The 20,993-nt window shown below is 41.2% G+C and carries 24 protein-coding genes; 9 read left to right on the top strand and 15 right to left on the bottom strand.

Annotated elements, in window-relative coordinates; genetic code table 11:
• Window positions 1-7 precede the first annotated feature (7 nt).
• The 5 genes from AB1K80_RS10850 to AB1K80_RS10870 are packed head-to-tail and all read right to left on the bottom strand — an operon-like array spanning window position 8 to window position 6,490.
• Window positions 8-1,357 (bottom strand): lysine N(6)-hydroxylase/L-ornithine N(5)-oxygenase family protein, encoded by a 1,350-nt coding sequence (locus tag AB1K80_RS10850; protein ID WP_412856634.1) that lies wholly within the window; start codon window positions 1,355-1,357, stop codon window positions 8-10.
• The gene (locus AB1K80_RS10855; RefSeq protein ID WP_412856635.1) at window positions 1,335-1,886 is read right to left on the bottom strand and encodes a GNAT family N-acetyltransferase; all 552 of its coding nucleotides are present in this window, start codon (window positions 1,884-1,886) and stop codon (window positions 1,335-1,337) included. The genes AB1K80_RS10850 and AB1K80_RS10855 overlap by 23 nt, the downstream gene beginning before the upstream one ends.
• Window positions 1,883-3,664: an IucA/IucC family protein gene (locus AB1K80_RS10860; protein ID WP_412856636.1), complete on the bottom strand. Its 1,782-nt coding sequence runs from the start codon at window positions 3,662-3,664 to the stop codon at window positions 1,883-1,885. The genes AB1K80_RS10855 and AB1K80_RS10860 overlap by 4 nt, the downstream gene beginning before the upstream one ends.
• Window positions 3,661-5,157, bottom strand: coding sequence for a pyridoxal phosphate-dependent decarboxylase family protein (locus AB1K80_RS10865; RefSeq protein WP_412856637.1), 1,497 nt, complete (start codon window positions 5,155-5,157; stop codon window positions 3,661-3,663). Before AB1K80_RS10865 ends, AB1K80_RS10860 begins: the two co-directional genes overlap by 4 nt.
• Window positions 5,144-6,490, bottom strand: coding sequence for an aspartate aminotransferase family protein (locus AB1K80_RS10870; protein ID WP_412856638.1), 1,347 nt, complete (start codon window positions 6,488-6,490; stop codon window positions 5,144-5,146). The genes AB1K80_RS10865 and AB1K80_RS10870 overlap by 14 nt, the downstream gene beginning before the upstream one ends.
• 366 nt (window positions 6,491-6,856) lie before the next feature.
• Here AB1K80_RS10870 and AB1K80_RS10875 point away from each other — a divergent pair, with 366 nt between their 5' ends.
• Entirely contained in the window at window positions 6,857-7,387 is a 531-nt protein-coding gene (locus AB1K80_RS10875) for a serine O-acetyltransferase (RefSeq protein ID WP_412856639.1), read from the top strand.
• On the opposite strand, the gene AB1K80_RS10880 is transcribed toward AB1K80_RS10875, so the two are convergent.
• The 7 genes from AB1K80_RS10880 to asnB all read right to left on the bottom strand — a co-directional run bounded on the left by AB1K80_RS10880 (window position 7,382) and on the right by asnB (window position 14,584).
• On the bottom strand, window positions 7,382-7,636 hold the full coding sequence (locus tag AB1K80_RS10880; RefSeq protein ID WP_412856672.1) for a hypothetical protein: 255 nt from the start codon (window positions 7,634-7,636) through the stop codon (window positions 7,382-7,384). The two genes, AB1K80_RS10875 and AB1K80_RS10880, sit on opposite strands and share 6 nt — an antisense overlap.
• A gap of 21 nt (window positions 7,637-7,657) precedes the next feature.
• Window positions 7,658-7,918, bottom strand: a complete 261-nt coding sequence (locus tag AB1K80_RS10885) for a hypothetical protein (RefSeq protein WP_412856640.1) — start codon at window positions 7,916-7,918, stop codon at window positions 7,658-7,660.
• A gap of 64 nt (window positions 7,919-7,982) precedes the next feature.
• On the bottom strand, window positions 7,983-8,543 hold the full coding sequence (locus AB1K80_RS10890) for a GNAT family N-acetyltransferase (RefSeq protein ID WP_412856641.1): 561 nt from the start codon (window positions 8,541-8,543) through the stop codon (window positions 7,983-7,985).
• 230 nt (window positions 8,544-8,773) lie between these two features.
• Window positions 8,774-9,616, bottom strand: a complete 843-nt coding sequence (locus AB1K80_RS10895; RefSeq protein ID WP_412856642.1) for a phytoene/squalene synthase family protein — start codon at window positions 9,614-9,616, stop codon at window positions 8,774-8,776.
• Entirely contained in the window at window positions 9,609-11,084 is a 1,476-nt protein-coding gene (locus tag AB1K80_RS10900; protein ID WP_412856643.1) for a phytoene desaturase family protein, read from the bottom strand. The genes AB1K80_RS10895 and AB1K80_RS10900 overlap by 8 nt, the downstream gene beginning before the upstream one ends.
• A complete protein-coding gene (locus AB1K80_RS10905) occupies window positions 11,081-12,595 on the bottom strand; it encodes a phytoene desaturase family protein (protein WP_412856644.1) in 1,515 nt (504 codons plus the stop codon). The genes AB1K80_RS10900 and AB1K80_RS10905 overlap by 4 nt, the downstream gene beginning before the upstream one ends.
• 147 nt (window positions 12,596-12,742) lie before the next feature.
• Complete coding sequence (gene asnB, locus AB1K80_RS10910; protein ID WP_412856673.1) at window positions 12,743-14,584, bottom strand: asparagine synthase (glutamine-hydrolyzing); 1,842 nt, start codon at window positions 14,582-14,584, stop codon at window positions 12,743-12,745.
• 153 nt (window positions 14,585-14,737) lie between these two features.
• On the opposite strand from asnB, the gene AB1K80_RS10915 reads away from it, so the two are divergent.
• A complete protein-coding gene (locus AB1K80_RS10915; RefSeq protein WP_412856645.1) occupies window positions 14,738-15,265 on the top strand; it encodes a DUF2777 family protein in 528 nt (175 codons plus the stop codon).
• Between the two features lie 178 nt (window positions 15,266-15,443).
• Here the strand turns inward: AB1K80_RS10915 and AB1K80_RS10920 are convergent, their stop codons facing one another.
• The 3 genes from AB1K80_RS10920 to cotG form a co-directional block, all read right to left on the bottom strand.
• A complete protein-coding gene (locus tag AB1K80_RS10920; protein WP_412856646.1) occupies window positions 15,444-15,812 on the bottom strand; it encodes a YisL family protein in 369 nt (122 codons plus the stop codon).
• A gap of 88 nt (window positions 15,813-15,900) precedes the next feature.
• Window positions 15,901-16,806 (bottom strand): fumarylacetoacetate hydrolase family protein, encoded by a 906-nt coding sequence (locus AB1K80_RS10925; protein WP_412856647.1) that lies wholly within the window; start codon window positions 16,804-16,806, stop codon window positions 15,901-15,903.
• A 122-nt stretch (window positions 16,807-16,928) separates the two neighbouring features.
• Entirely contained in the window at window positions 16,929-17,552 is a 624-nt protein-coding gene (gene cotG / locus AB1K80_RS10930) for a spore coat protein CotG (RefSeq protein ID WP_412856648.1), read from the bottom strand.
• Window positions 17,553-17,758: 206 nt separating this feature from the next.
• On the opposite strand from cotG, the gene AB1K80_RS10935 reads away from it, so the two are divergent.
• From AB1K80_RS10935 to AB1K80_RS10965, 7 genes are all read left to right on the top strand, one after another.
• Window positions 17,759-18,844, top strand: coding sequence for a CotH kinase family protein (locus AB1K80_RS10935; protein WP_412856649.1), 1,086 nt, complete (start codon window positions 17,759-17,761; stop codon window positions 18,842-18,844).
• Between the two features lie 132 nt (window positions 18,845-18,976).
• Window positions 18,977-19,138 (top strand): aspartyl-phosphate phosphatase Spo0E family protein, encoded by a 162-nt coding sequence (locus AB1K80_RS10940; RefSeq protein WP_412856650.1) that lies wholly within the window; start codon window positions 18,977-18,979, stop codon window positions 19,136-19,138.
• Window positions 19,139-19,267: 129 nt separating this feature from the next.
• Window positions 19,268-19,489 (top strand): spore germination protein, encoded by a 222-nt coding sequence (locus AB1K80_RS10945; protein ID WP_412856651.1) that lies wholly within the window; start codon window positions 19,268-19,270, stop codon window positions 19,487-19,489.
• A 12-nt stretch (window positions 19,490-19,501) separates the two neighbouring features.
• On the top strand, window positions 19,502-19,735 hold the full coding sequence (locus AB1K80_RS10950) for a spore germination protein GerPB (RefSeq protein WP_412856652.1): 234 nt from the start codon (window positions 19,502-19,504) through the stop codon (window positions 19,733-19,735).
• A gap of 31 nt (window positions 19,736-19,766) precedes the next feature.
• A complete protein-coding gene (gene gerPC, locus AB1K80_RS10955) occupies window positions 19,767-20,381 on the top strand; it encodes a spore germination protein GerPC (protein ID WP_412856653.1) in 615 nt (204 codons plus the stop codon).
• Window positions 20,378-20,554 (top strand): spore gernimation protein GerPD, encoded by a 177-nt coding sequence (locus AB1K80_RS10960; RefSeq protein ID WP_412856654.1) that lies wholly within the window; start codon window positions 20,378-20,380, stop codon window positions 20,552-20,554. Before gerPC ends, AB1K80_RS10960 begins: the two co-directional genes overlap by 4 nt.
• Complete coding sequence (locus AB1K80_RS10965; protein WP_412856655.1) at window positions 20,554-20,988, top strand: spore germination protein GerPE; 435 nt, start codon at window positions 20,554-20,556, stop codon at window positions 20,986-20,988. The genes AB1K80_RS10960 and AB1K80_RS10965 overlap by 1 nt, the downstream gene beginning before the upstream one ends.
• Window positions 20,989-20,993: the final 5 nt, after the last annotated feature.

The raw sequence follows: 20,993 nt of genomic DNA on the forward strand, positions 1-20,993 counted from the left end.
ATCCTCCTTAACCTTTGATTTCCTCAAATGTGTTCGCCTTCTTGTGTGTACCAAATGTTTGGAAGACGTGCTTTTGATAAAGTGGATAGACTGTTTTACGAGCAAGCTCATTGATGATGACACTGTTCCGATACGCGCCAAGACCTAAATCTGGTGCACCGACCCCATGTGTATGAAGCTCTGCATTCTGTACAAAAATATCATTTTCACCCATCGTGTTTGTTTTCAAACGATATTCGCGTTCGACTTGGAATCGTCCTTGATCATCCCATTGAATGTGATGAGCGATCGGATCGATAAATGGTGGCAATACGGATTGGTAGCCTGTTGCTAGGACAACAATATCCGTCTCATGCGTAAAGGATTCTTCTTTCACCCATTGGTGACAAGAAAGCTTCAAACCATCGGCTGTTTCCTCAATGTGATTGACTTCCGTCATGGCTTGAAGCACTGTATTGAGGCTTTCTCCGCAGGCAGATCGTTCATACAGTAAATGATAAATATCTCGTATCATCGCAGAACTAATTCCTTTGTACAGCAAATCTTGCTGTTTTAATAAGGCATCTTTCTTCGTTTGCGGAAGCTCATAAAAGAAATCAATATAATCAGGTGAAAAATACTCAAGTCCAAGGTTTGAATATTCCATCGGGAAAAATCCTTTTGAACGTGTGAACCAGTGAATATCCTTCGCCTCATCGTCTGATAAAATATCATAAAACACTTCTGCTGCACTTTGACCTGATCCAATGACCGTCACTGACTTTCCTTTGAAACAGCCCTCTTTCTTGCGTTTCAAATATTCAGCTGAATGAAAGACCTGCTTTCCTAAACTTGGCTGAAGCGATGCCGGCACCGCTGGCTGTGTGCCAATTCCTAAGACAAGGTGCTTGCTTTCATATACCTCGACTGTTTGATCATTCACATGATGGACATGGACTTCATACCGCTTTTCTCCTGCTTTTTCAATCAATGAAACAGATTCAACGTTCATCCCAAACCGGCACGAATCTAATTGTTCAGCTACCCAGCGGCAATAGTGGCTGTATTCCTTCCGCGGAATATGGAAGTCCTCTAAGAAATAAAATGAATACAACCGATTTTGCTCCTGCAAATAATTGAGAAAGCTATATTTACTTTTGACATCTGCCATACTGACAAGGTCAGCTAAAAATGGCACTTGGAGTGTCGTTCCTTCAATTAGCATGCCTGGATGCCAATGAAAAGCTTCACTTTTGTCAAAAAACAATGCATCTATTTCGTTAACTTCTTCTGATAATGCAGCAAGCCCTAGATTAAACGGGCCGATGCCGATACCAATTACATCCACAATCTTATTATGCTTGTTGAACGGCGTCATGGTTATACTTCCTTTCAAATCGATCTCGATCACAAAACATCAACAGTCCTGTTTTATCCGGTAATTGAACTGGCTTGACTCGCTCAAAGCCGCACTTTTCAAATACATGAATCATTTTTTCATTTCGAATATCCGGTTCGGCGACAATCTTTTCTGTTCGTTTGTTCTGTTCAAATTGAAATGCGGTCATGGCTTGAAGAAGTGGAGTCGCCAATCCTTTTCCAACGTACGCTGGCTCACCAATTAAAAGGTGAATTCCTTGATCGTGTGGAGAAGGCTGATAATAGGATTCGATGATATCCCCTTTCACATTGTACGCTTCAAAATAACTCATCGGCGTCCCATCAATGGTCCCTAAATAAAGGGTTTGATGTGGGTCATGAATGGCTTGATAAAAATGTTTTTCGAACGCAGGAAACGGAATATTCAGATGCCAAAATGGATGGACATAGTCTTCTTGCATCCATCTATGGACAAGCTTGACATCTCTTTCATATTCAGCTCGAATGAATTGAATACGATGCCTCATCCAATCAGCGCCTCCTTATATAAGTAAAGTGGATTCACAACAGATGTGTAACGAGATTGTGTTTCCAATGATCCTGTCAGTTCATCCATATCTTCAAATCTAGTCAATAAATTTGCTTTTGAAGGAAGTTCTTCTGACCGAAGTAGACTGTTTGTTAGTTCAGATGCCCCAAATTCTGTTTCATGTGCAAGAAGTGTATCTCTCACAAGTGACAGCAATTCTTCTTCTTTTACAAGCCCTTCTGTTCCAAAGCCATTAATTAACCCAAATAAATGATTAAAGAAGAAATAATAACGCAGCCTTTCAACCGCTACCTCATCTGTACAGATGGTTTCACTTCTGACACTGAGATCTTGTACAAGGTTTGCAAGTTGATCCTTTTTAGACTCACTATAATAGTAGCCTTGGTTATCACGATAATAGAATGTATGTGGATACCCGTCTTTTAGCTGGACGACAGCATTTTGCTGATGAGCTTCTAGGGCAAGACCATATGTTTCAAACAACCAAAGCATCGGCTCTAAGGAAATCGATAAATATTGTTTAAACCAATCTACACTGACTGCCTCCGTTGATCTGCCTTCTTTATTTGCGAGATCATGAATGACTCCCGCCAATCGCGATTTTCCGCCATATGCATGATCCTGACATAATCCAGCGATCAAACTCGCTCCTTTTTCATGATGTAAAAATGGATTTTGACGAATGACGACTTCAAATCCTGATTCTGGCTCATCTCCTTGAATGGATAAATACGCAGGATCTTCAATGACACGGAAACCAGAGAATTTGTCATATAACGAAACACCTAATTCTGTTTGTAGAATACGAGACATTTCCACACCACGGTCAAGTTCCTTTTGTTTATTGACACGTAAGGAGTTTGTAATCTTCACTGGCACAGAGAATTTCAGCATATAAGCCGAGTCTTTTTGATAGACGGTTCTAAACGAAGAAGTCGCAGTATATTCAGACCCTAGCGCCCCTAGATAGGTCAGCTTTCCCTCTTGTATATAACGTTTGACAAATGGTTTTTCCATTACCACTTTTACTTGGAGTGGGTGAATCGGAATCAACACAAATTCGCCACCATTTGATAACGCATCCAGCTTCTCTTTTTCTACTGGCATCTGACGTTTAAGCTCTTGAAGCATTAGATCTGGTGCCGACTGTGATATAGAGGAATCCTGTTTCACAATTGAATGATGGGCTTTAAAGTAATGAAGCTGAAAAGCGCCCTTCAGTTCAGGAGAATACATTGCTTCCTCTTCCTCAGTCATCCCTTGTCTGCTCTTTGGTGTAGGATGCGTTAAATGCCCAAGCAGTAAGGACTGCTCGGCTTCTATATAATCAAAGTCTGCTTGTGAAAGCGCCTCGCGGTCACTTTCTCTCTCCCTGATGAAACGTTCGATATTTCTACAGCTTAATATGATGCGAAGCATGAACTCATCCTCTGCATCTGTACGGCCATATTCAATGAGTAGTTCTTTTGAACATAAGGCAACGAGTGTATTGTAATCAATGATCGCCCCTATTTGATCACTTCCTTGCGGGCGGAAGCGAATCGGAAATTGAAATAGATGACGTCCTACTGGGGAAAAATAACGAATGGGAATCACCAATTCAAGATCTTGTTTTGCTAGTGGTGCCACAAAAATAAGCGATCCGTCTGCATGTTTCTCTTTTTTTGACGATCGGTCGATTCCTGTTTCACGTAAAAAACAGTTTAAAAAGCTTTGCATGGTTGCATTTTCAGCCATTTGTTTGTATTGACTCAACGTAGTACCCTCCCGGATTGAATATGAGTGATCCCGATATCAACGATGTCAGAAAGGATTTCCTCTATATGTGTGATTGTCGTTCTTGGATTTAATAATGTGAATTTAAGACAGGTAGAACCATCGACGACCGTTTTTGCGACAACCGCTTTCCCTGATTGAAATAAAGTCCGATGAATGGCTTTATTGATTTCATTTGCATGCTGATCATCAACAAATCTAAAAACAACCGCATTGATCTCTGGTTCAGGATTGATCACTTCAAGGTCCTCATTTTTCGCAATGAGATCGGCGACCTCTTTTGCAAAGCGGATGGTGTGATCAATGATTTGCCCAAACCCTTCTTCTCCTATAAGCCGAAGGGAAAGGAGCAATTTCAGTGCGTCAAATCGGCGCGTCGTTTGGACCGATTTATTCACAAGGTGAACGAGCCCTTCTATTTCATCTTCCTTTGGATTGAGATAATCTGCATGGTAATCAATCAAGCCAAAGTGCTGTTTATCCTTTAATAAAAACGCTCCGCAGGAAATCGGTTGATAAAATTGCTTGTGAAAATCGATGGTGATGGAATCAGCAAGCTCAATGCCTTGAAGTTTGCTTCGATATGTATCACTTAGCACAAGCGCTCCGCCATATGCGGCATCAGCATGAATCCACAGTCCGTATGGCTTCACGATGTCATACAGCTCACGAACAGGATCAATACTACCAAAATCAGTAGTCCCGCAAGTCGCCACAATCGCAAATGGAAGAAGCTCATCTTTCTTAAGATCTGCAAGTTTCTGCTTCAAATCTGTCAGATCCATTCGATGGTGTTGATCTGCTTCGACTAGAACCACCGCATCCTCTCCTAAACCAAGTTGGGATGCCGATTTTTTCACAGTGAAATGGGCATTTTTAGAGCATAGGATCCGCATTCGATGAGCTTCTCTTGGCAAGCCTTTCTTTTGGACATTCCAATTCCACGTTTTTTCACAAAACGAATCTCTCGCTAGAAGCAGTCCCATATAGTTGGATTGCGTTCCTCCACTCGTAAATGTGCCGTCTGCTCCATCTCCATAAGAAAACTTTCGACATAGCCACTGCAAGATGTGCTCTTCGACCAAAGAGGCAATGCCACTTTGGTCAAAGGAATCCATTGATTGATTAAAGGAACTTACCATGACCTCTGCTGCAAGTGCAGGAATCAGAGGTGGACAATGAAGATGCGCCAAGCATTTCGGGTGAGACACATCAACTAAATGTGGTAAGAGCTGTTCTCTGACATCACGAAAGACCGATTCAATCGATTCTCCACTCGGTTGAAATTGGAATAACGTTTCGACACTAGCCGCTAATTTCCCAGGCAATATTCCACTGTACGGTCCTTTTTCTTTCTTCCATTCGTCTATCAGGCTATCGATTGATGTATAGATAGCGGTTTGAAAGGCGTCTATTCCTTGCTGACTTGAATTGATAAATAGTGAATCGACAGATTGCTTAGTTGACTGCATCGTAAACGGCCTCTTTAAAAATAGTGATGACTTGTTCAAGCTGTTCTTCTGTCATGATCAATGGTGGTAAGAAGCGAATCACACTTCCGAATCTGCCCCCTGTTTCAACAATTAAGCCTTTATCGAAACAATTCTTTTGAATGCGACTCGCTAATTCAGGATTCGCTGGATAGCTGCCATCTACATCCTGTCTCTCATTTGGATTGACCACTTCGACACCAATCATTAAGCCTCTTCCTCGCACATCACCAAGTGCCGGCACTTCTTTTTGGATGTCTTTTAAACGAGCCTGCATACGCTCCCCTATAAGATTGACATGTTCGAGCAGGTTGGTTTCTTTGATAAATTTAAGCGTTGCCGTTCCGGCAGCCATCGCCATTTGGTTTCCTCTAAACGTTCCAATATGTGCCCCCGGGTTCCATTGATCTAGGTCTTTGTCATAAATCACGACTGAGAGTGGAAGGCTTCCACCAATGGCTTTTGATAAGACAATCACGTCTGGTACAATCCCAGCATGTTCAAAAGCAAACATCTTTCCTGTTCGGCCAATTCCAGATTGAACCTCATCGATAATGAGTGGAATACCTTTCTCTTTTGTAATTCTTCTCATTTCTTTCAACCATTCAATTGATGCGGGTATTGAGCCACCCTCTCCTTGAACAGCCTCAAAGATCATGCCTGCTGGCGGAAGAATGCCACTTTCCGGATCATTTAATACACGCTCAATATAAGTGCTGGAAATGCGGTGTGAATCCTTACCACCAACCCCAAATGGGCAGCGATATTCATATGGATAAGGCAGGAAATGAACATCCGGCATTAACCCTTGTACTCTTTCTTTCGGAGATAAATTCCCACTTAACGACATCGTGCCATGTGTCGCTCCATGGTATGCCCCGTGGAAAGAGAGAATGGTTCGATTTCCTGTCGCAGTTTTGACTAATTTAATCGCTGCTTCTATCGCATCACCGCCAGTTGGTCCACAAAATTGAATTTTCGCTCTTTTTGCAAACTCCTCTGGCAAGCTAGAAAAAATTTCATTCACAAATTCTTCTTTAATTTCTGAGGTTATGTCCAACGTATGCAATGGTCTTTTCTCATGAAGCATACGTTCAATTGCTTCTATCACAACAGGATGATTGTGACCAAGCGCAAGTGTACCTGCTCCTGCTAGACAGTCATAATACTCTCTGCCATCCGCATCTGTCACGATCATACCTTCGGCTTTTTGCATGGCTAATGGGAACCGTCTCGGGTACGACCTTGCATTCGATTCTCTTTGGCTTTGCTGCTCTAAAAACTGCTGATTTTTAGAAACGGTTTTGATGGACATAATAAAACACTCCTCCAATTGATAAAGATTATCATTTTCATTTACTAGACTAGAGGATAATTGATATGAAAGTCAATTGTATTCAAAAAGATGATTCAAAAAGCACAGGGTAGCCATATTGTCTTTTTTACAAGTCATTTTGCGAAACATCTACTCCTTAAAGGGAATGGCTTGTTTAAGACTGGATTACATTAAACATAACCAATCAAACCTACTGGTTCTTTTGTTCTACTAAAAATTCCTAAAAAAAGACTACCCTTTTCGTCTATTTGAAACGAATAAATCATAGATTCACATATTGATAAAAATGGTTTTAGTGGTATGATTTTACTGAAATGAAGAGGAATCGAGGGGGATCAGATGATTATGACCAAAAGCGATCTTCACCACTACTTGGCTGAAGATCAGAAAGCACTCGCTATTTCCCAGAAAAGACCTAAATGGCTAGGGGACGATATATGGAAATATCAAATTTATCTAAGAAAATATGAATATTATACAAATAGCGGAGCAAGATGCCGCAAGTGGATTTATCGTTATTTACATAAAAAGAAAGGCATGCAGCTTGGATTTGATATCCCAATTGGCGTGTTTGGACCTGGGCTTAGAATCAATCATGCAGGGCTCTTGATTGTAAACAAACATGCAAAAATCGGGGCATATTGTGACATTCATCAAGGCGTGAATATTGGACAAAACCACCACGAAGAAGATGTCCCAACAATTGGAGACCATGTATGGATTGGACCGGGGGCTAAGCTTTTTGGTGACATTTATATTGCACACCACAATTCAATTGGAGCGAATGCAGTGGTCAACCGTTCTTTTCATGAAGAACACATTGTCATTGCTGGTATCCCTGCAAAAAAGGTCAAAGAAAAAAGCCCTTCTTCATGAAGGACCCACGTTATAAAAAAGAATGAAACCAATCAATACAGAGACAATCATCATGAGGTAAAACAATATCGCTAAAACAAGAATCGTCCAGCCGAGTCCCTTTCTCTCTGTATTGATCAGATAAATTCCTAATACGATCGTACTAAATAGCACACCTAAGATGGCCCAAAGCCATTTATCCTTGCCATGCTTTGGTGCATCAAACCATAAAAAGATGGCGACAGCCAGTGAAACGAGTAATCCAGTCATTCTCACAGGTCCATTTCCTCCTTATGTATTTCCGATTGCCAGAAATAAAAAGTAAATGACAAAGACAACGATCGCAGTCGCATAGATGATGATGGACACAATGAGAACCGTCCAGCCAATTCTTTTTCTACTTGTTCTAATCAGATAAATCCCTAATGTAAAGAGGCCACATAATAGCCCCAAAATCCCCCACAACCATTTGTTTTCCTTATGTTTAGGTGCATCTATAAATAAATAGATGGCAACTAATACGGACACAAACCATCCTGTGACCAAACGCAATAGACTTCCCTCCCCCTTTCGCTTATTCCATCGTATGATACTTTTCCCCCTAATAGAAAAATATTTATTCAGATGAAAAATATGGGAGGGCTTGCCATTCTTCTCTCAGCATTCCGTACCGTATTGAATCATAATACGTTCCCTCATAGTAACGGACTTTTCGCAGTCTTCCTTCTAGGGTGAAACCGCATTTTTCCGCGCAATGCATCATACGTTCATTTCCAGACCAAGTGGTTAAACCGATTCTTGGAATATCGATATGGGAAAACACTTTATTTACCCATAAACTTAATGCTGTCGTACCGTAGCCTTGATTCCAGTAGCGTGAATCATATATGATCATCCCGCATTCAAGCCATCTAGTACGTTTATTTTCCCAGTAATAAGAAACTGTCCCTTTTAATTCTCCTTTTATGAAAATACCACACATTGTTGGGCATTCAGATCTCTCCTGCATATATCTCTTTTTAAATTGGGCGAGTGGTATTTCGTGTTCATAAAAATAAGGGGCATTCCACTTCCGATAGGACTGATCGGGCGCTTTAAATCTCATGTGCCAAACAATCTCTAGATCCTTCTCGTCTAATGCTTGTATCCTCACAAGCTCATCTTGGTTTCCATTCATCTATTCATGTTCCTTCCCTTCATATTTTTGCAGAAAGAGACACGTAACCTTGTACACTTTTTCTAGCTCATGTTGTCTCGTCCAAAGGATGCATGTAACATGTCGTCGCCGGCGGTCATTTCACTTTTATTGTTGATCTTTTATCATATTCAGATATGACAAAATAAAAAAGAGGCATATTTCCTCATTTAAAAAAAGACTGCAAAAGCAGTCCTTTTCATGATGTTCGATTATGACGTAATATCTTCTAGAATAAGTGCCTTTTCCTGCTTTGATATAAATGATCTTTGTGTAAACACACGATACTCATTTTCTCTTATTTTATCTAAAATGGCTTTATAAAAATGGGCAGCTGCCTTCACCGGCATTCGTGAATAAAGCGGGAATTCATGTAGGTAATCAAAGAATTCCTCATAATAAGCTTCAGCCTCAAAGGCAAGATATTCCCAAACATGCTGGAATGCTTGATTTACAACACCATCTTGCAAGTCCTGCTCTGTATAACCAAATTGATCCATGATCTGCTTCGGTAAATAGATTCGGTCTCTTTGCGCCGCATCCTCTCCAATGTCTCGAAGGATATTCGTCAGTTGCATGCCAATGCCTAATGAAATGGCCGCCTCTTTCAGTTGTTTCTTTTTACGCGGTGCGATAATAGGAAGCAGCATTAACCCCACTGTACTCGCTACATGATAGGAATAGATGAGTAGCTCGTCTAACGTTTCATATCTCTGTTGCTCCAAGTCCATCTCCTGTCCTAACAGCAAGTCACGGAACGGGGCTTCGTCCATTTGAAACTCTTCAAATGTATATGCTAACGCCACCCACATCGGGTCATTGTGATCGATCTCACCTTCTAAAAAACGTTCAAACGCCTTTTGAAAAGACGCCAGCTCCTCTTTTGGTGATAATGACTCATCTACAATGTCATCTGCTCGTCGACAAAAAGAATAGACTGCCCAAACCGCCTGTCTCTTCTTTTTGGGTAGCATGGAAAACGCACGGTAAAATGTTTTTGAATGGGTTTGAATGGTTTCCTCACATATGTTCAATGCTGTTTGCACATCAACCACTGAGTTTCACTTCCTTTCTGTCGTCCAAATCCTTCAGTAATACAGAAGCCATGAGCTTCGCGCTTTGCATCACAATCGGCACTCCACCACCTGGATGGATGGAAGCCCCTACCGCATACATGTTATCTATCTCTGGCACTTTCACTTGAGGCCGAAAGACACCGGATTGAAATAAATTAGGGGCAAGTCCAAAACTGCCTCCCTCAAACAATCCTTCTCGCATGGAGTCATTTGGCGTTCTCACCTTTTTCCAAACAATCGAATCCCGTAACTGTGGAAAGCCTCTTTCCTCAAGCCGATCCAACATTTTTTCAACAAAGTCTGTTTCTTCTGCCCAGTGAATGTGTTGTCCTGACGGAACTGGAATCAGCATATAAAGCGCGCTACAACCTTCTGGTGCAAGCGAAGGATCAATAATGGACGGATTAAATGTATAAAATGATGGGTCTTGTGGAACCGTCTTTGTTTGAAATACTTCCTTCATATGCTGGTCAAATTGTTTTCCCATAAAGAATTGATGAACAGGTGCATCATGATAGATCCGATCTAATCCAAGATACACCATCACACAGCCAGAGGATGGTACGTATTTACGCCGGTCTTGCCCATGTAAACCAAGCTGTTTTAGCGCTGCTGGATAATCACCGTTTATGACAAACGCATCCACTGCGATGGATTCACCGTTGATTTGCGCCCGTACAGCCTTATCTCCTTCAAACTCAAATTGCTCTACCGTCTGATGACGTTCCACGTTCACACCTGTAGCGATGAGCTGCTTTTCCAAAATCTCTACTAAACTAGCATAACCGCCTTTTAAATAGTAAATGCCATGTGCATGCTCACTGTATGACACAAGGGAATAAATGGCAGACGCTTCGTAAGGATTCCCACCAACATACAGCGTCTGTAGGGCGTATGCATCTCGCAGGCGTTCATCTGAGAAGTATTTCTTGAGTGCGCTTTGAACGGTTCGATATGCTTTTAATTTCATTAAAATTTTCATATTATCTTTTGTGAAAAATGTCCGTTTTTCATGAAAAGATTTTTCTAAAAATGCTTGCTGTCCTTCACGAAAACGATCTGTCATTTCTTTCATAAATGTCAGAAATCCTTGCTCTTCCTTTGGGAATACGCGCTTGATTTCTTCTAACTGACGTTCTAAATCAGAATACTTCGTATAGGAAGTTCCATCTTGATATCGGATGGTATATAGCGGATCAAGCTGTAAAAGATCAAGAGAAGAATCGTCGATGCCTACTTCGTTTAAAATTCCTTTTAACATGGCCGGAAGTAGGACAATAGTCGGACCTTCATCTATTTTATATCCTTTCTCACGTACAAAAGCAAGTCTCCCGCCAAGCCGTTCGTTTTTTTCAACGAGCGTCACATCATGTCCAGCTTTTCTCAAATAGAGTGCTGAAATCATTCCGCCAATTCCACCGCCAGCGATCAGGATATGTTTTGTCATGAGGCACTCCCCTTTTCATGATAGGTCGTTGTTTTTTTCTGTTTTTTCTGTGAGAGAATCGCATTTGTTGTAATGCGTGCTGATTCTAAAATGGTCGGGAGTCCGCTTCCGGGATGTGTGCCTCCACCCACGAGCCAGCAGTTTTTCAATTCATCGAATTCATTATGCGGACGCAGGACCATCATCTGCGTTAGCTGGTGCCCAAGATTAAATGTGGCGCCTTCATAAACAAACAGATCTTCTTCCCAATTCTTCGGGGTGATCATCCGCTCCACTTCAATATGCTGTCTAATATTTTTAAAGCCGGTTTTCTTCTCAAGTGTGTCCAGCACAAGTTCTCTGAATTGGTCTTGATGCTTTTCCCAGTCAATTCCGCTTTGATTGTTCGCAACTGGTGCTAATACATAGAGCGCTGACTTCCCTTTTGGTGCTAGCGAATCATCTGTGACACTTGCATTTTGTACATAGATCGATGGGTCATCAGGGAGTTCAAATGTCTTCGTAATCTCTTTAACAAATGCCGCGTAATCATCGGAAAATACGATCGTATGATGAGGCTCCTCATAAATGGTATCTAACCCTAAATACAACATAAAGGTAGAGCATGAGAACTTTTTCTTTTTTAGTTTCTTTTCACTATATTTCTTTAACAAATCTGGCTCGACTAGTTTTGTCATCACATGTGCAAAATCACCATTGATGACGACCTCATCTGCCTGGATCTCCTCTCCTGATTCTAAACGCACACCTGTCACTTTTCTTCCTTCGGTCAGCAACTTTTCGACTCCAGATGACAGGTGAATGTTCGCTCCTGATTCTACCGCTACCTTTGCCATAGCTACTGATAGCTGATTCACACCGCCCTTCGGATGAAAAACCCCTGTATCATGCTCCATATAGGATAGAATGGAGAACGCCCCAGGACACTCCCATGGGGACATGCCTAAATATTTTGATTGAAACGTAAACGCATATTTCACAGATTCATTTGAAAAGTAATCTGATAACACATCATATAAGCTCTTGTTTAATGACAGCTGAGGTAGTGCTTTGATAACTTTCGGCCGTAAATAGTGATGGAAACGATCCATTTTACTTTGTAAAATGGGTGTTAGGCGGTCCATTTTTCGCTTTGTATCCTTCATAAAGCGTAAATACCCTTCACCTTCTCCTGGTGAAAAGGCTTCTAATCGTTTGTACATTTCCTCTTGATCTCGAATCATATCAAGCTGATGATCTTGAAAAATTAAACGATACATCTCTTTTAACTCAATCACATCTATATAGTCATAAAGGTTTTTACCTGCAAAGGAAAACAGCTCCTCTGCAATATGAATCATGCTGAGAAAGGTAGGACCTGTATCAAACGTGAATTCACCTAACTGAAATTTAGAGTTACGTCCACCAATAAAGGGCTGTTTTTCGTATATATGAACATCATGGCCTTTGCTTTGCAACATCATGGCTGCCGCTAGTCCTCCTGGTCCTGCTCCGATCACAACGATTTTCATTATCCTTTTTCCTCCAAATTAATTCACTTTAAGTTAATTATACAAATTAGAAATGTTAGATCAACTTTTGATGTGCTCTAAAAGGCTCATTTAAAGAAAAAAAAGAGCCGGCTTTCTTTCAACAATTGCAAGAAAACCGACCCTTTGTTATACGTCTATATCAATTCGGTATGTTTCAAACCAATGATGAATTTGTGCCAAGTGGGCGATCAGCTGAGGTCCTTTCATCAGCTGGCCATACCAAGGAACTTGGAAGGAAGCCCCTTCCGTTTCAATGAGCTGTTTGAGTTGATGTGGATTTAAAAATTCGTGAAGTACAGAATCTTTATTCGTTAAGCAATCTGTCAACATCTGCTTAACAGCCGTCGTATATGCTGGGTGATGTGTTTTTGGATAAGGACTTTTCTTGCGATAAAGCACTTCATTTGGCAAGATACCCTCTAGAGCTTTTCTTAAAACCCCTTTTTCACGATTTCCATGCATTTTCATTTCCCAAGGAATATTCCACACATATTCGACTAGACGATGATCAGCAAATGGCACACGCACTTCAAGACTCGCACCCATACTCATGCGGTCTTTTCGATCAAGCAGTGTTGTCATAAACCAAATCATATTTAAGTAAAAAAGTTCTCTTCGGACTTTATCGATTCCCGTTTCTCCTTCTAATAGAGGGGTTTCTGCCACAGTTTCTTCGTATTTACTTTGGGCATATTCTTTCAGCGACAATTTCTTTTGCCACGTGTCTTGAAGCAGCTGGATACGGGCATCAGTTGATCTCATCCAAGGAAATCCATTTGTTTCATTCGCCATGTGAAACCAAGGATAGCCCCCAAAGATCTCATCAGCACATTCACCCGACAAGCCAACAACAAAATCTTTTTTTATTTCCCGACAGAACCAAAGGAGCGACGAATCAATATCAGCCATGCCTGGTAAATCTCGCACTTCAACAGCTTCTTTTAAATAGAAAGCAAGATCCTCTTGACTGATGATACAATGATGGTGCTGAGTTTGAAATGCCTTCGTCATTCGCTCGATCCATGGGCCGTCAGCATTTGGCTGGAATTGACTTGCCTCAAAGAATTGGTCATTCCCTTCATAGTCAACGGAATACGTATGAAGTGGGGCTTTCCCAATGGTTTCAAAGTGCTTTGCGGTAATGGCGGTAATCGCACTGGAATCGACGCCACCAGATAAAAATGTACAAACAGGTACATCGGAGACAAGCTGTCTTGTCACAGCATCAGTGAAGAGGTCCTTGACTTGCTGTGCCGTCTCTTCAAGTGAATCAGTATGTGGCTTACTCTCAACATTCCAATATCTCCATACACGCAGCCCTTCTTTTGAAAAGGTGAGTGCATGTGCAGGTCTTAGCTCTTTTACTCCTTTAAATACGCCTTGCCCTGGGGTTCGCGAAGGACCCAATCCAAAGATTTCAGCTAGCCCCTCATGACCAACCTTTGCTTTCATATCAGGATGGGCAAGTAGTGCTTTAATCTCTGATCCAAATAAAAAGGATTGTTGACATTCTGTATAGAAAAATGGCTTAACGCCTAGACGATCTCTGCCTGCAAATAATAATTCACGCGCACTATCCCAAATCGCAAATGCGAAAATGCCATTAAAATGGGTCACACACTCTTCCTTCCATTCTGTGTAAGCGTGAAGAAGAACCTCTGTATCAGAATGTCCGAGAAAACGGTGGCCTCTTTTTAACAACTCTTTCCGTATATCCTCCGTATTGTAGAGCTCCCCATTGTATACAACCGTATAAGCATGGTTTTGATGTGTATACGTCATCGGCTGTTTTCCGCCCTCCACATCAACCACAGCCAATCTTTTATGTCCGAAAAGAACGTGCTCACTTTTCCACGTATTCGTATCGTCTGGCCCTCTTTTAGATAATGTATCTGTCATTCGATTGATTACATGACCCTGTTGGATGAGCTGCTTTTTAAAGTCTGCCCAGCCTGTAATTCCACACATCACCATCAGCTCCCATCCGTTTTTCAACAAAAATTCTCATTAAGCCTTTCTTAGTTTATGCATCGTCTTCTTGATAGTTGAATTGTCCTTTTTCTATGAGGTATAGGACATGCCTCATTTGGTAAGAAAAGAAAGATGAAAGGAGATGGTGTCGTGGAGAATCGAATGAAGTATCTTCAGCAATCCAACCAAAGATGGTGTCACGGATCTTTACTCATCGAAAAAGGGCAATGTCTGATTGAAGATGAAGAAGGAGAGATCATGCTTCCAGAAAGTCTCCAAAGCCCCATGATTTTCATCAAAGATAGGAATGATTGGGCAAAGGGGGAATTGCTCGGAAGCACGATTCTTCATGAAAACGGAGAACTGCACGAAATAAAAGGCGGTGAACTCATTCAATATACACCGATGCTTGCCAAAGGCTGGGTTGATTTCCTTATGTCTGTTCCTGAAAACGGATTTTATCACGTGATTAAACAGTTAGAACAGCTTGGTTTTTCTGTCTACGATTGTGTCTTTTCCTCCTTCTACCCTTTTCACTCTGTTTCTTTCTTTCAATTCTCCGCCGAGATTCAATCACTTGCGCTTCATTATTATCATCAGACAGCACATGGTCAAATTCGGTTTGAGTGGACCACTTCCAGCGGTCATATGTCTACTTCTCAGTTTCATGTCATATAAAAAAGGCACTGCTTTGAACAAGCAATGCCTCAGTGTGTAGACAAACCCTCGCATTCGTTGTCAGGTCTGTGCGCTGGTGCTCGCCCTTCCTAGACTTCAAGGGTTTTCAATCACGCTGAATAAAAGACAAGGGCTAAAATAAAATCATTTTAGCCCTTTGTCAACAATCTGATGTTATTTAAAAGATATGAAAACCAATTGGCAAACGCAGGCCAAGTAAAATGGTGACAATCGCAACCACGATAAAGCCGATCAACACACCTGTGATGGATTTCCCTTTTTTCTTACGAACAAGGACCATTTCCATGAAGCCAATGACCAGAATACCTAGCAACATTTTTCCGAAATACTCGCCTTGATATCCTGGAATCTTCATTCCTGTGCGAACATATAATTCGACGCCTGTCGCGATAATCAGCACGTAAAATAGACGTACGATCATATGGACAATTTTAGCGCCTTTATCGCGATTACCTGCTAATGCAAAGGCAACGAAAAACAAAATAATGCCTAGCACCCACACTGTAATATGTAAATGTGTTCCCATGTGTTAGTTCCCCCTTTATCAAGTACCATTTACATCGTACCACGAAATAAGTCGAACACCAAACGACAATCCTGTGTCAACTCGACATTTACTTGACGCGGTTGGATAATGTACCAATCGGTTCGATGGTCACTTCAATTTGGTCACCAGATGCTAAAAATTTTGGCGGATTAAAGCCTTTTCCAACGCCAGACGGTGTACCAGTTGCAATGATATCACCAGCCTCCAATGTCATCCCTTTTGACAAGGTCGACACGATCTTCTCGATTGGGAAGATCATTAAACCGGTACTCGCAGACTGACGAAGCTCCCCGTTCACTCTCGTTTCCACATGAAGCTCTCCATGATTTTCAATCAATGACTTATGAACGATAAAAGGGCCCATTGGACAGGATGTATCCAAACTCTTTGCAATAAAAAATTGTTTATGTTTTTTCTGCAAATCTCGTGCGGTCACATCATTTAAGATGGTGTATCCAAAGATATAATCATTTACTTCTTCTGGCTGAATATCCTTACCTGATTTGCCAATGACAATGGCTAGTTCTCCTTCATAATCCAATTCATTTGTCACGTTTTCATGAAGCAAAATATCCGCTCCATGTCCAACAACTGAAGTAGGTGACTTCGTAAAAATCATCACGTCCTCGGGTATATCTGCTGCGCTTCCCATTTCCATCACATGATCTTGATAATTCTTGCCGACACACATAATATTTTTGGATGGTTTCGGAATCGGTGCATGCAGTGTCACGTCTGCAAGTGGATAAATGTAAGAGCCTTGATCTTCTTCTTTTTTCTTCGCCCAATCGAGGAGTTGTCTAACGTGTTCGACAAACTTGTCCCCAATTTCTATGCATTCAGATAAGGTGTTTGGGAGTGTTTCCAGTTCGAATAATTTGGCTTCTGCTTTCTTAACATCCATGACCCACTGATCATCAATGACGACTCCTATAAACACTTGACTATGTATTTCACCTGTAAAAAACTTCATGTCTTCCCCTCACAATCTTCTTTTCGCTAAGTGATAATGTCTCATCTTATTTCTCTACAAAATAAAAAAAACCCTTTTTTATCATACCTCTTTTAAAAAGGGTTTCAAAATGATGCGCTTAATTAGCGGTAACGTCGATACTCCCACATATTCCCTTGATCCCATTTGCGATCAACATTTCCTTCGCTTCGATGATGGCGTTTTTTCTTTCCGCATCCTCGGCATGAATGACTTCGTCTGTCGTGATGTGAACGTTTAGATCGATGACTGCGGTGTGACTTGCGGTCGCTTTTCTTATGATGGGATCTGCGTTTGCTTCGGTATGACTTTTTATGATCGGATCTGTGTTTGCTGCGGCATGATTTCTTGTGATGGGATCTGCGTTTACTACGGTATGATTTTTTATGATCGGATCTGTGTTTGCTGCGATATGATTTTTTATGATCGGATCTGTGTTTACTACGATACGACTTTTTCGATTTACTTTTTTTGCTGCGATAAGATGTTTTACTTTTACGTGGTTTTTCACTCTTCACGCTTCTCTTTGATCTGTAGCTTTTTTTGCTGTGGTGTGACTTACGTCGACCTCCGCCACCAAAGAACCAGTTATAGTGTTTTGAATGACGAGAACGAGATGATTTGTGTGATGTTCCCGATTCTGGTTCACGATCTAAGTGCTGATCACGCCCCTCACTTCTGAGCGTCTCAACTGCATCCTCAATATGTGAATGATCAAATGTGCTCACGTACCATTCCCCTCCCTAAGCTGTGTCTTGACAAAACAAACAGACAAAACTGTTTATCTTCTCTGCTTTATGCTACGAGACTTGGTAGACAAGTGTTCTTGGCGAATGCCTCTTTCTTTGAAAAATCCATGAATACCCATCGTTCAGGTACAGGACATCCCTTCATTTTCATATGGTAAACAAGAGAATAGGAGGCTGATTCCCGTATGAACATAGAATCTTTAAAGAACCTTGATATCTGGATTCATCCAAAAGATCTCATGTCATTAAAAAAGGACGTATGGAATGATGAGCCAGTAGAGGCGATCCTGAAAACCGGTCAAACAAAATCACACATTTATGCGTCATACCGTGGTTCACATATTAGAAAACTGAAGAAAAAATCCTATCAAATTGAATATCGTAAGCCAAAGCAACGACAAGGTGAAGCGATTTTCCACTTAAATGCAGAATATAATGATCCTTCCTTTATCCGGAACCGGCTGTCCTTTTCTTTTTTTGAACGGATTGGTGTCTTGAGCCCAACCGCTTCCCATATCTTCCTGACGATCAATGGAAGAAAGGAAGGCATTTATTTAAAAATAGAATCTGTCGATGAGCTATTTTTCCATAAACGCCAGCTAGAGCATGGGGGTATTTATTATGCAGTGGATGACGATGCCAATTTCTCTCTCATTAGTTCGTTTGATAAAAAGCCAAAAAAACATCTTCTTCTTGGATATGAGAAGCAAGCTGGGACAGCAAAGCATGACAAGCAACTGAGCGAATTCATCTATTTCTTGAACACCGCAACAGATGATCTTTTTGCAGAGAAGATTGGGCAGTATCTTGATGTCACACAGTATTTCCTCTGGCTCATTGGGGTTGTTTGCACACAAAACTTCGATGGCTTTGTTCATAACTATGCCCTGTACGTCAATGAACATGGCAAGTTTCAAATACTTCCGTGGGACTATGACGCCACATGGGGACGAGATATTCATGGCGATGAAATGGCGTTTGATTATATTCCTGCGAGCGGGTTTAATACACTAACTGCTAGATTACTCCATATTCCGTCTTTGAAGAAAACCTATTATTCTCTTTTTCAACAAGTGCTTGATACACACTTTTCAGAGGAACACCTCTGTCCATTGATCGACAAATGGCATGCTTCCATTTTGCAGAGAATTGAAGACGATCCTTATACGAAAGATAGAAAGGAGGCATTACAGTCAGAACGAGAATTAATCCGGACTTATATCAACAAAAGACGACGTTATTTACAAACGGAAATTAGAAAAGAGATCTAAAAACTGATCCGGATGCTTTCGAATTTTGTCACTTTATTACTCATATTGACGAAACCACTTTTTTTATAGAAAAATCGGTTATAATAACCATATCCTTCTATAAGATAAAAAATGTGAGAGTTGGCGTCCGTTATGATCAATTATGAGATTGAACAAAAAAGATTGCATTTAATTGAGACTGCGAAAAAATTCGGTATGAATGCCGAAGAAACCATCAGATGCAGTCAAGAACTTGATCTCCTTTTAAATAAAGGGATTAAGCATGCCTCCAAACAATGCACAAAAAAAGGGTAAGCCATACACCTATTTCCTCTTCTCATCACATGCTGACAAAAAGACCATCACACATTCAAAGACCCATCATAAGCTATGGTGAAACGCCCAAATCAAAGTGCCCTAATTTTATAAAGGATGTGCACCGCTATGCCGGCTATCGTTGGAGCCTTTAAAGTAAATGCCGTCGGAACGAGCGGAGTCGTTCATGTGGGAGACTGCATTACCATTTCTCCTAACAGTCAAGTTAAAACGTTTGCTGGAGCAGGCAGTTTTAACACGGGGGATCAATTACGCATAAGCAACTATAAAAGTGTCACAAATACGTACGACAGTGATGTCGTTGATCAACCGCTTGTTGGTAACTTGTAAGGAGTGAATCGATTGAACTTCTATATTAATCAAGCGATACAAATTAATTATTTGCGCGTGGAGGCTGTGAGTAACTCCTCTGTTCTACAAATCGGGAGTGCGGGCTCGATCAAGGCACTTTCTAATCTGTATAACACAGGCAGCTACGTCGAATCAGCACCTGCTGCCATTGGCCCACAAGAAATAGAAGAATCTATTGGCGCCACAACTGCCCCTTTTGTACCGCTTCAGTCACCAACATCTTAGAGACATCTGCAATCCCCGGAGGTGTATTTACATGTACGATTATCAAAGTCATACGCCACAAATGTATGGCATCATTCAAAAGCAAACACAACAAATCATGATGCTTGAAAAAAAGCTGAACGAACTTCAGCAGGAAGTGCAAATGATCAAAGATAAACCAACAACTCATATAGACCGGATTGATTATCAATTTGATCAACTGAAAATCGAGCGGCTAGAAGGCACATTGAATATCGGTCTTAACCCATCTGATCCGAATAGTGTTCAAAATTTTGAAGTGAGCCAAACAACTACACCGGGAATTGGCATGATGCAGCAAGAAATGGCTGATCAATTCTTTCAGCAAACACGCCAGCTTGTCGATGCCTTTTTAAATGAAGAAGCGCCTGAACTACTTGAAGAATTAGAGCAGCGATATAAAGGAAGCCTTGATGAAAGCAACAAGCACCATATCATCGAAGACATCCGAAAGCAAATTGATAGTAGAATCACATACTATGCAGGCCAGTTACCACACCGGGAAGAGATGACGCCACTGCAACGATCGGAACAAATCGCTGAATATGTGAAGCATGATATCAAACGAGCGATCGAGCACTTTTTAGCCCCCCAACCAAATGAGACGAAAGGAGAGGAAAACGGATGAATTTCACAGTCGTGAACCGCAATATCGAGACTGGAAGCATTAAAGTCGTTGGGGTCTCTTCTTCTTCCCTTTTTATCATCGGAGACACTGAACATGTGCAATTATCCTCTATTTTTGATACACCACCAGAATCACTGATTATTGGCCCGTTTGTTCCTCTAGCACCACAATAATGAGAAAGCGTACGTCACGTGTAAAGTTCATCAAGGTAAACTCTGTCGGGCTTTCAAGTGTTGTGCAAATGGGTGATACACAGCAGCTATGTCCTCAAGTCAACGTGTTAGCTGTGCAACGAACCATTAGTTTGTTTTATGGCAATGAAGGCGTGAATGTAAACTCAAAGGAATTCCAAGTATACGCTGAGCCTATTCCTTTGATGCTGCCAGAGCGATCCGTAAGGACGGCATTTCATCATGAAAATCCCGTGATTAACGTTTCCTCCATCCATGTAGAAGGGGTCTCTTCTTCTTCTATTTTTCAAATTGGCTCTACATGTGGAATGAAGGCGATTGCACGTGTGAAGCATATTCGGGAGTTATTTAGTAATCAGGAGGAAAAACCGCCAAGCTCACAACAGGACCTACCTATGCATATGATGGTGATATGACTTCG

The organism is Bacillus sp. 179-C3.3 HS (genome assembly GCF_047229225.1).
Lineage (GTDB): Bacteria > Bacillota > Bacilli > Bacillales > Bacillaceae > Bacillus.

Excerpts from the sequence above, each read along its gene's own strand:
- AB1K80_RS10960 (WP_412856654.1), top strand. The coding sequence starts at position 20,378 with ATGAATTTCACAGTCGTGAACCGCAATATCGAGACTGGAAGCATTAAA.
- AB1K80_RS10905 (WP_412856644.1), bottom strand. The coding sequence starts at position 12,595 with ATGAAAATCGTTGTGATCGGAGCAGGACCAGGAGGACTAGCGGCAGCC.
- AB1K80_RS10855 (WP_412856635.1), bottom strand. The coding sequence starts at position 1,886 with ATGAGGCATCGTATTCAATTCATTCGAGCTGAATATGAAAGAGATGTC.
- AB1K80_RS10965 (WP_412856655.1), top strand. The coding sequence starts at position 20,554 with ATGAGAAAGCGTACGTCACGTGTAAAGTTCATCAAGGTAAACTCTGTC.
- AB1K80_RS10925 (WP_412856647.1), bottom strand. The coding sequence starts at position 16,806 with ATGAAGTTTTTTACAGGTGAAATACATAGTCAAGTGTTTATAGGAGTC.
- AB1K80_RS10935 (WP_412856649.1), top strand. The coding sequence starts at position 17,759 with ATGAACATAGAATCTTTAAAGAACCTTGATATCTGGATTCATCCAAAA.
- AB1K80_RS10900 (WP_412856643.1), bottom strand. The coding sequence starts at position 11,084 with ATGACAAAACATATCCTGATCGCTGGCGGTGGAATTGGCGGAATGATT.
- AB1K80_RS10865 (WP_412856637.1), bottom strand. The coding sequence starts at position 5,157 with ATGCAGTCAACTAAGCAATCTGTCGATTCACTATTTATCAATTCAAGT.
- AB1K80_RS10920 (WP_412856646.1), bottom strand. The coding sequence starts at position 15,812 with ATGGGAACACATTTACATATTACAGTGTGGGTGCTAGGCATTATTTTG.
- AB1K80_RS10880 (WP_412856672.1), bottom strand. The coding sequence starts at position 7,636 with ATGACTGGATTACTCGTTTCACTGGCTGTCGCCATCTTTTTATGGTTT.
- AB1K80_RS10875 (WP_412856639.1), top strand. The coding sequence starts at position 6,857 with ATGACCAAAAGCGATCTTCACCACTACTTGGCTGAAGATCAGAAAGCA.
- asnB (WP_412856673.1), bottom strand. The coding sequence starts at position 14,584 with ATGTGTGGAATTACAGGCTGGGCAGACTTTAAAAAGCAGCTCATCCAA.
- AB1K80_RS10870 (WP_412856638.1), bottom strand. The coding sequence starts at position 6,490 with ATGTCCATCAAAACCGTTTCTAAAAATCAGCAGTTTTTAGAGCAGCAA.
- AB1K80_RS10940 (WP_412856650.1), top strand. The coding sequence starts at position 18,977 with ATGATCAATTATGAGATTGAACAAAAAAGATTGCATTTAATTGAGACT.
- gerPC (WP_412856653.1), top strand. The coding sequence starts at position 19,767 with ATGTACGATTATCAAAGTCATACGCCACAAATGTATGGCATCATTCAA.
- AB1K80_RS10890 (WP_412856641.1), bottom strand. The coding sequence starts at position 8,543 with ATGAATGGAAACCAAGATGAGCTTGTGAGGATACAAGCATTAGACGAG.
- AB1K80_RS10945 (WP_412856651.1), top strand. The coding sequence starts at position 19,268 with ATGCCGGCTATCGTTGGAGCCTTTAAAGTAAATGCCGTCGGAACGAGC.
- AB1K80_RS10850 (WP_412856634.1), bottom strand. The coding sequence starts at position 1,357 with ATGACGCCGTTCAACAAGCATAATAAGATTGTGGATGTAATTGGTATC.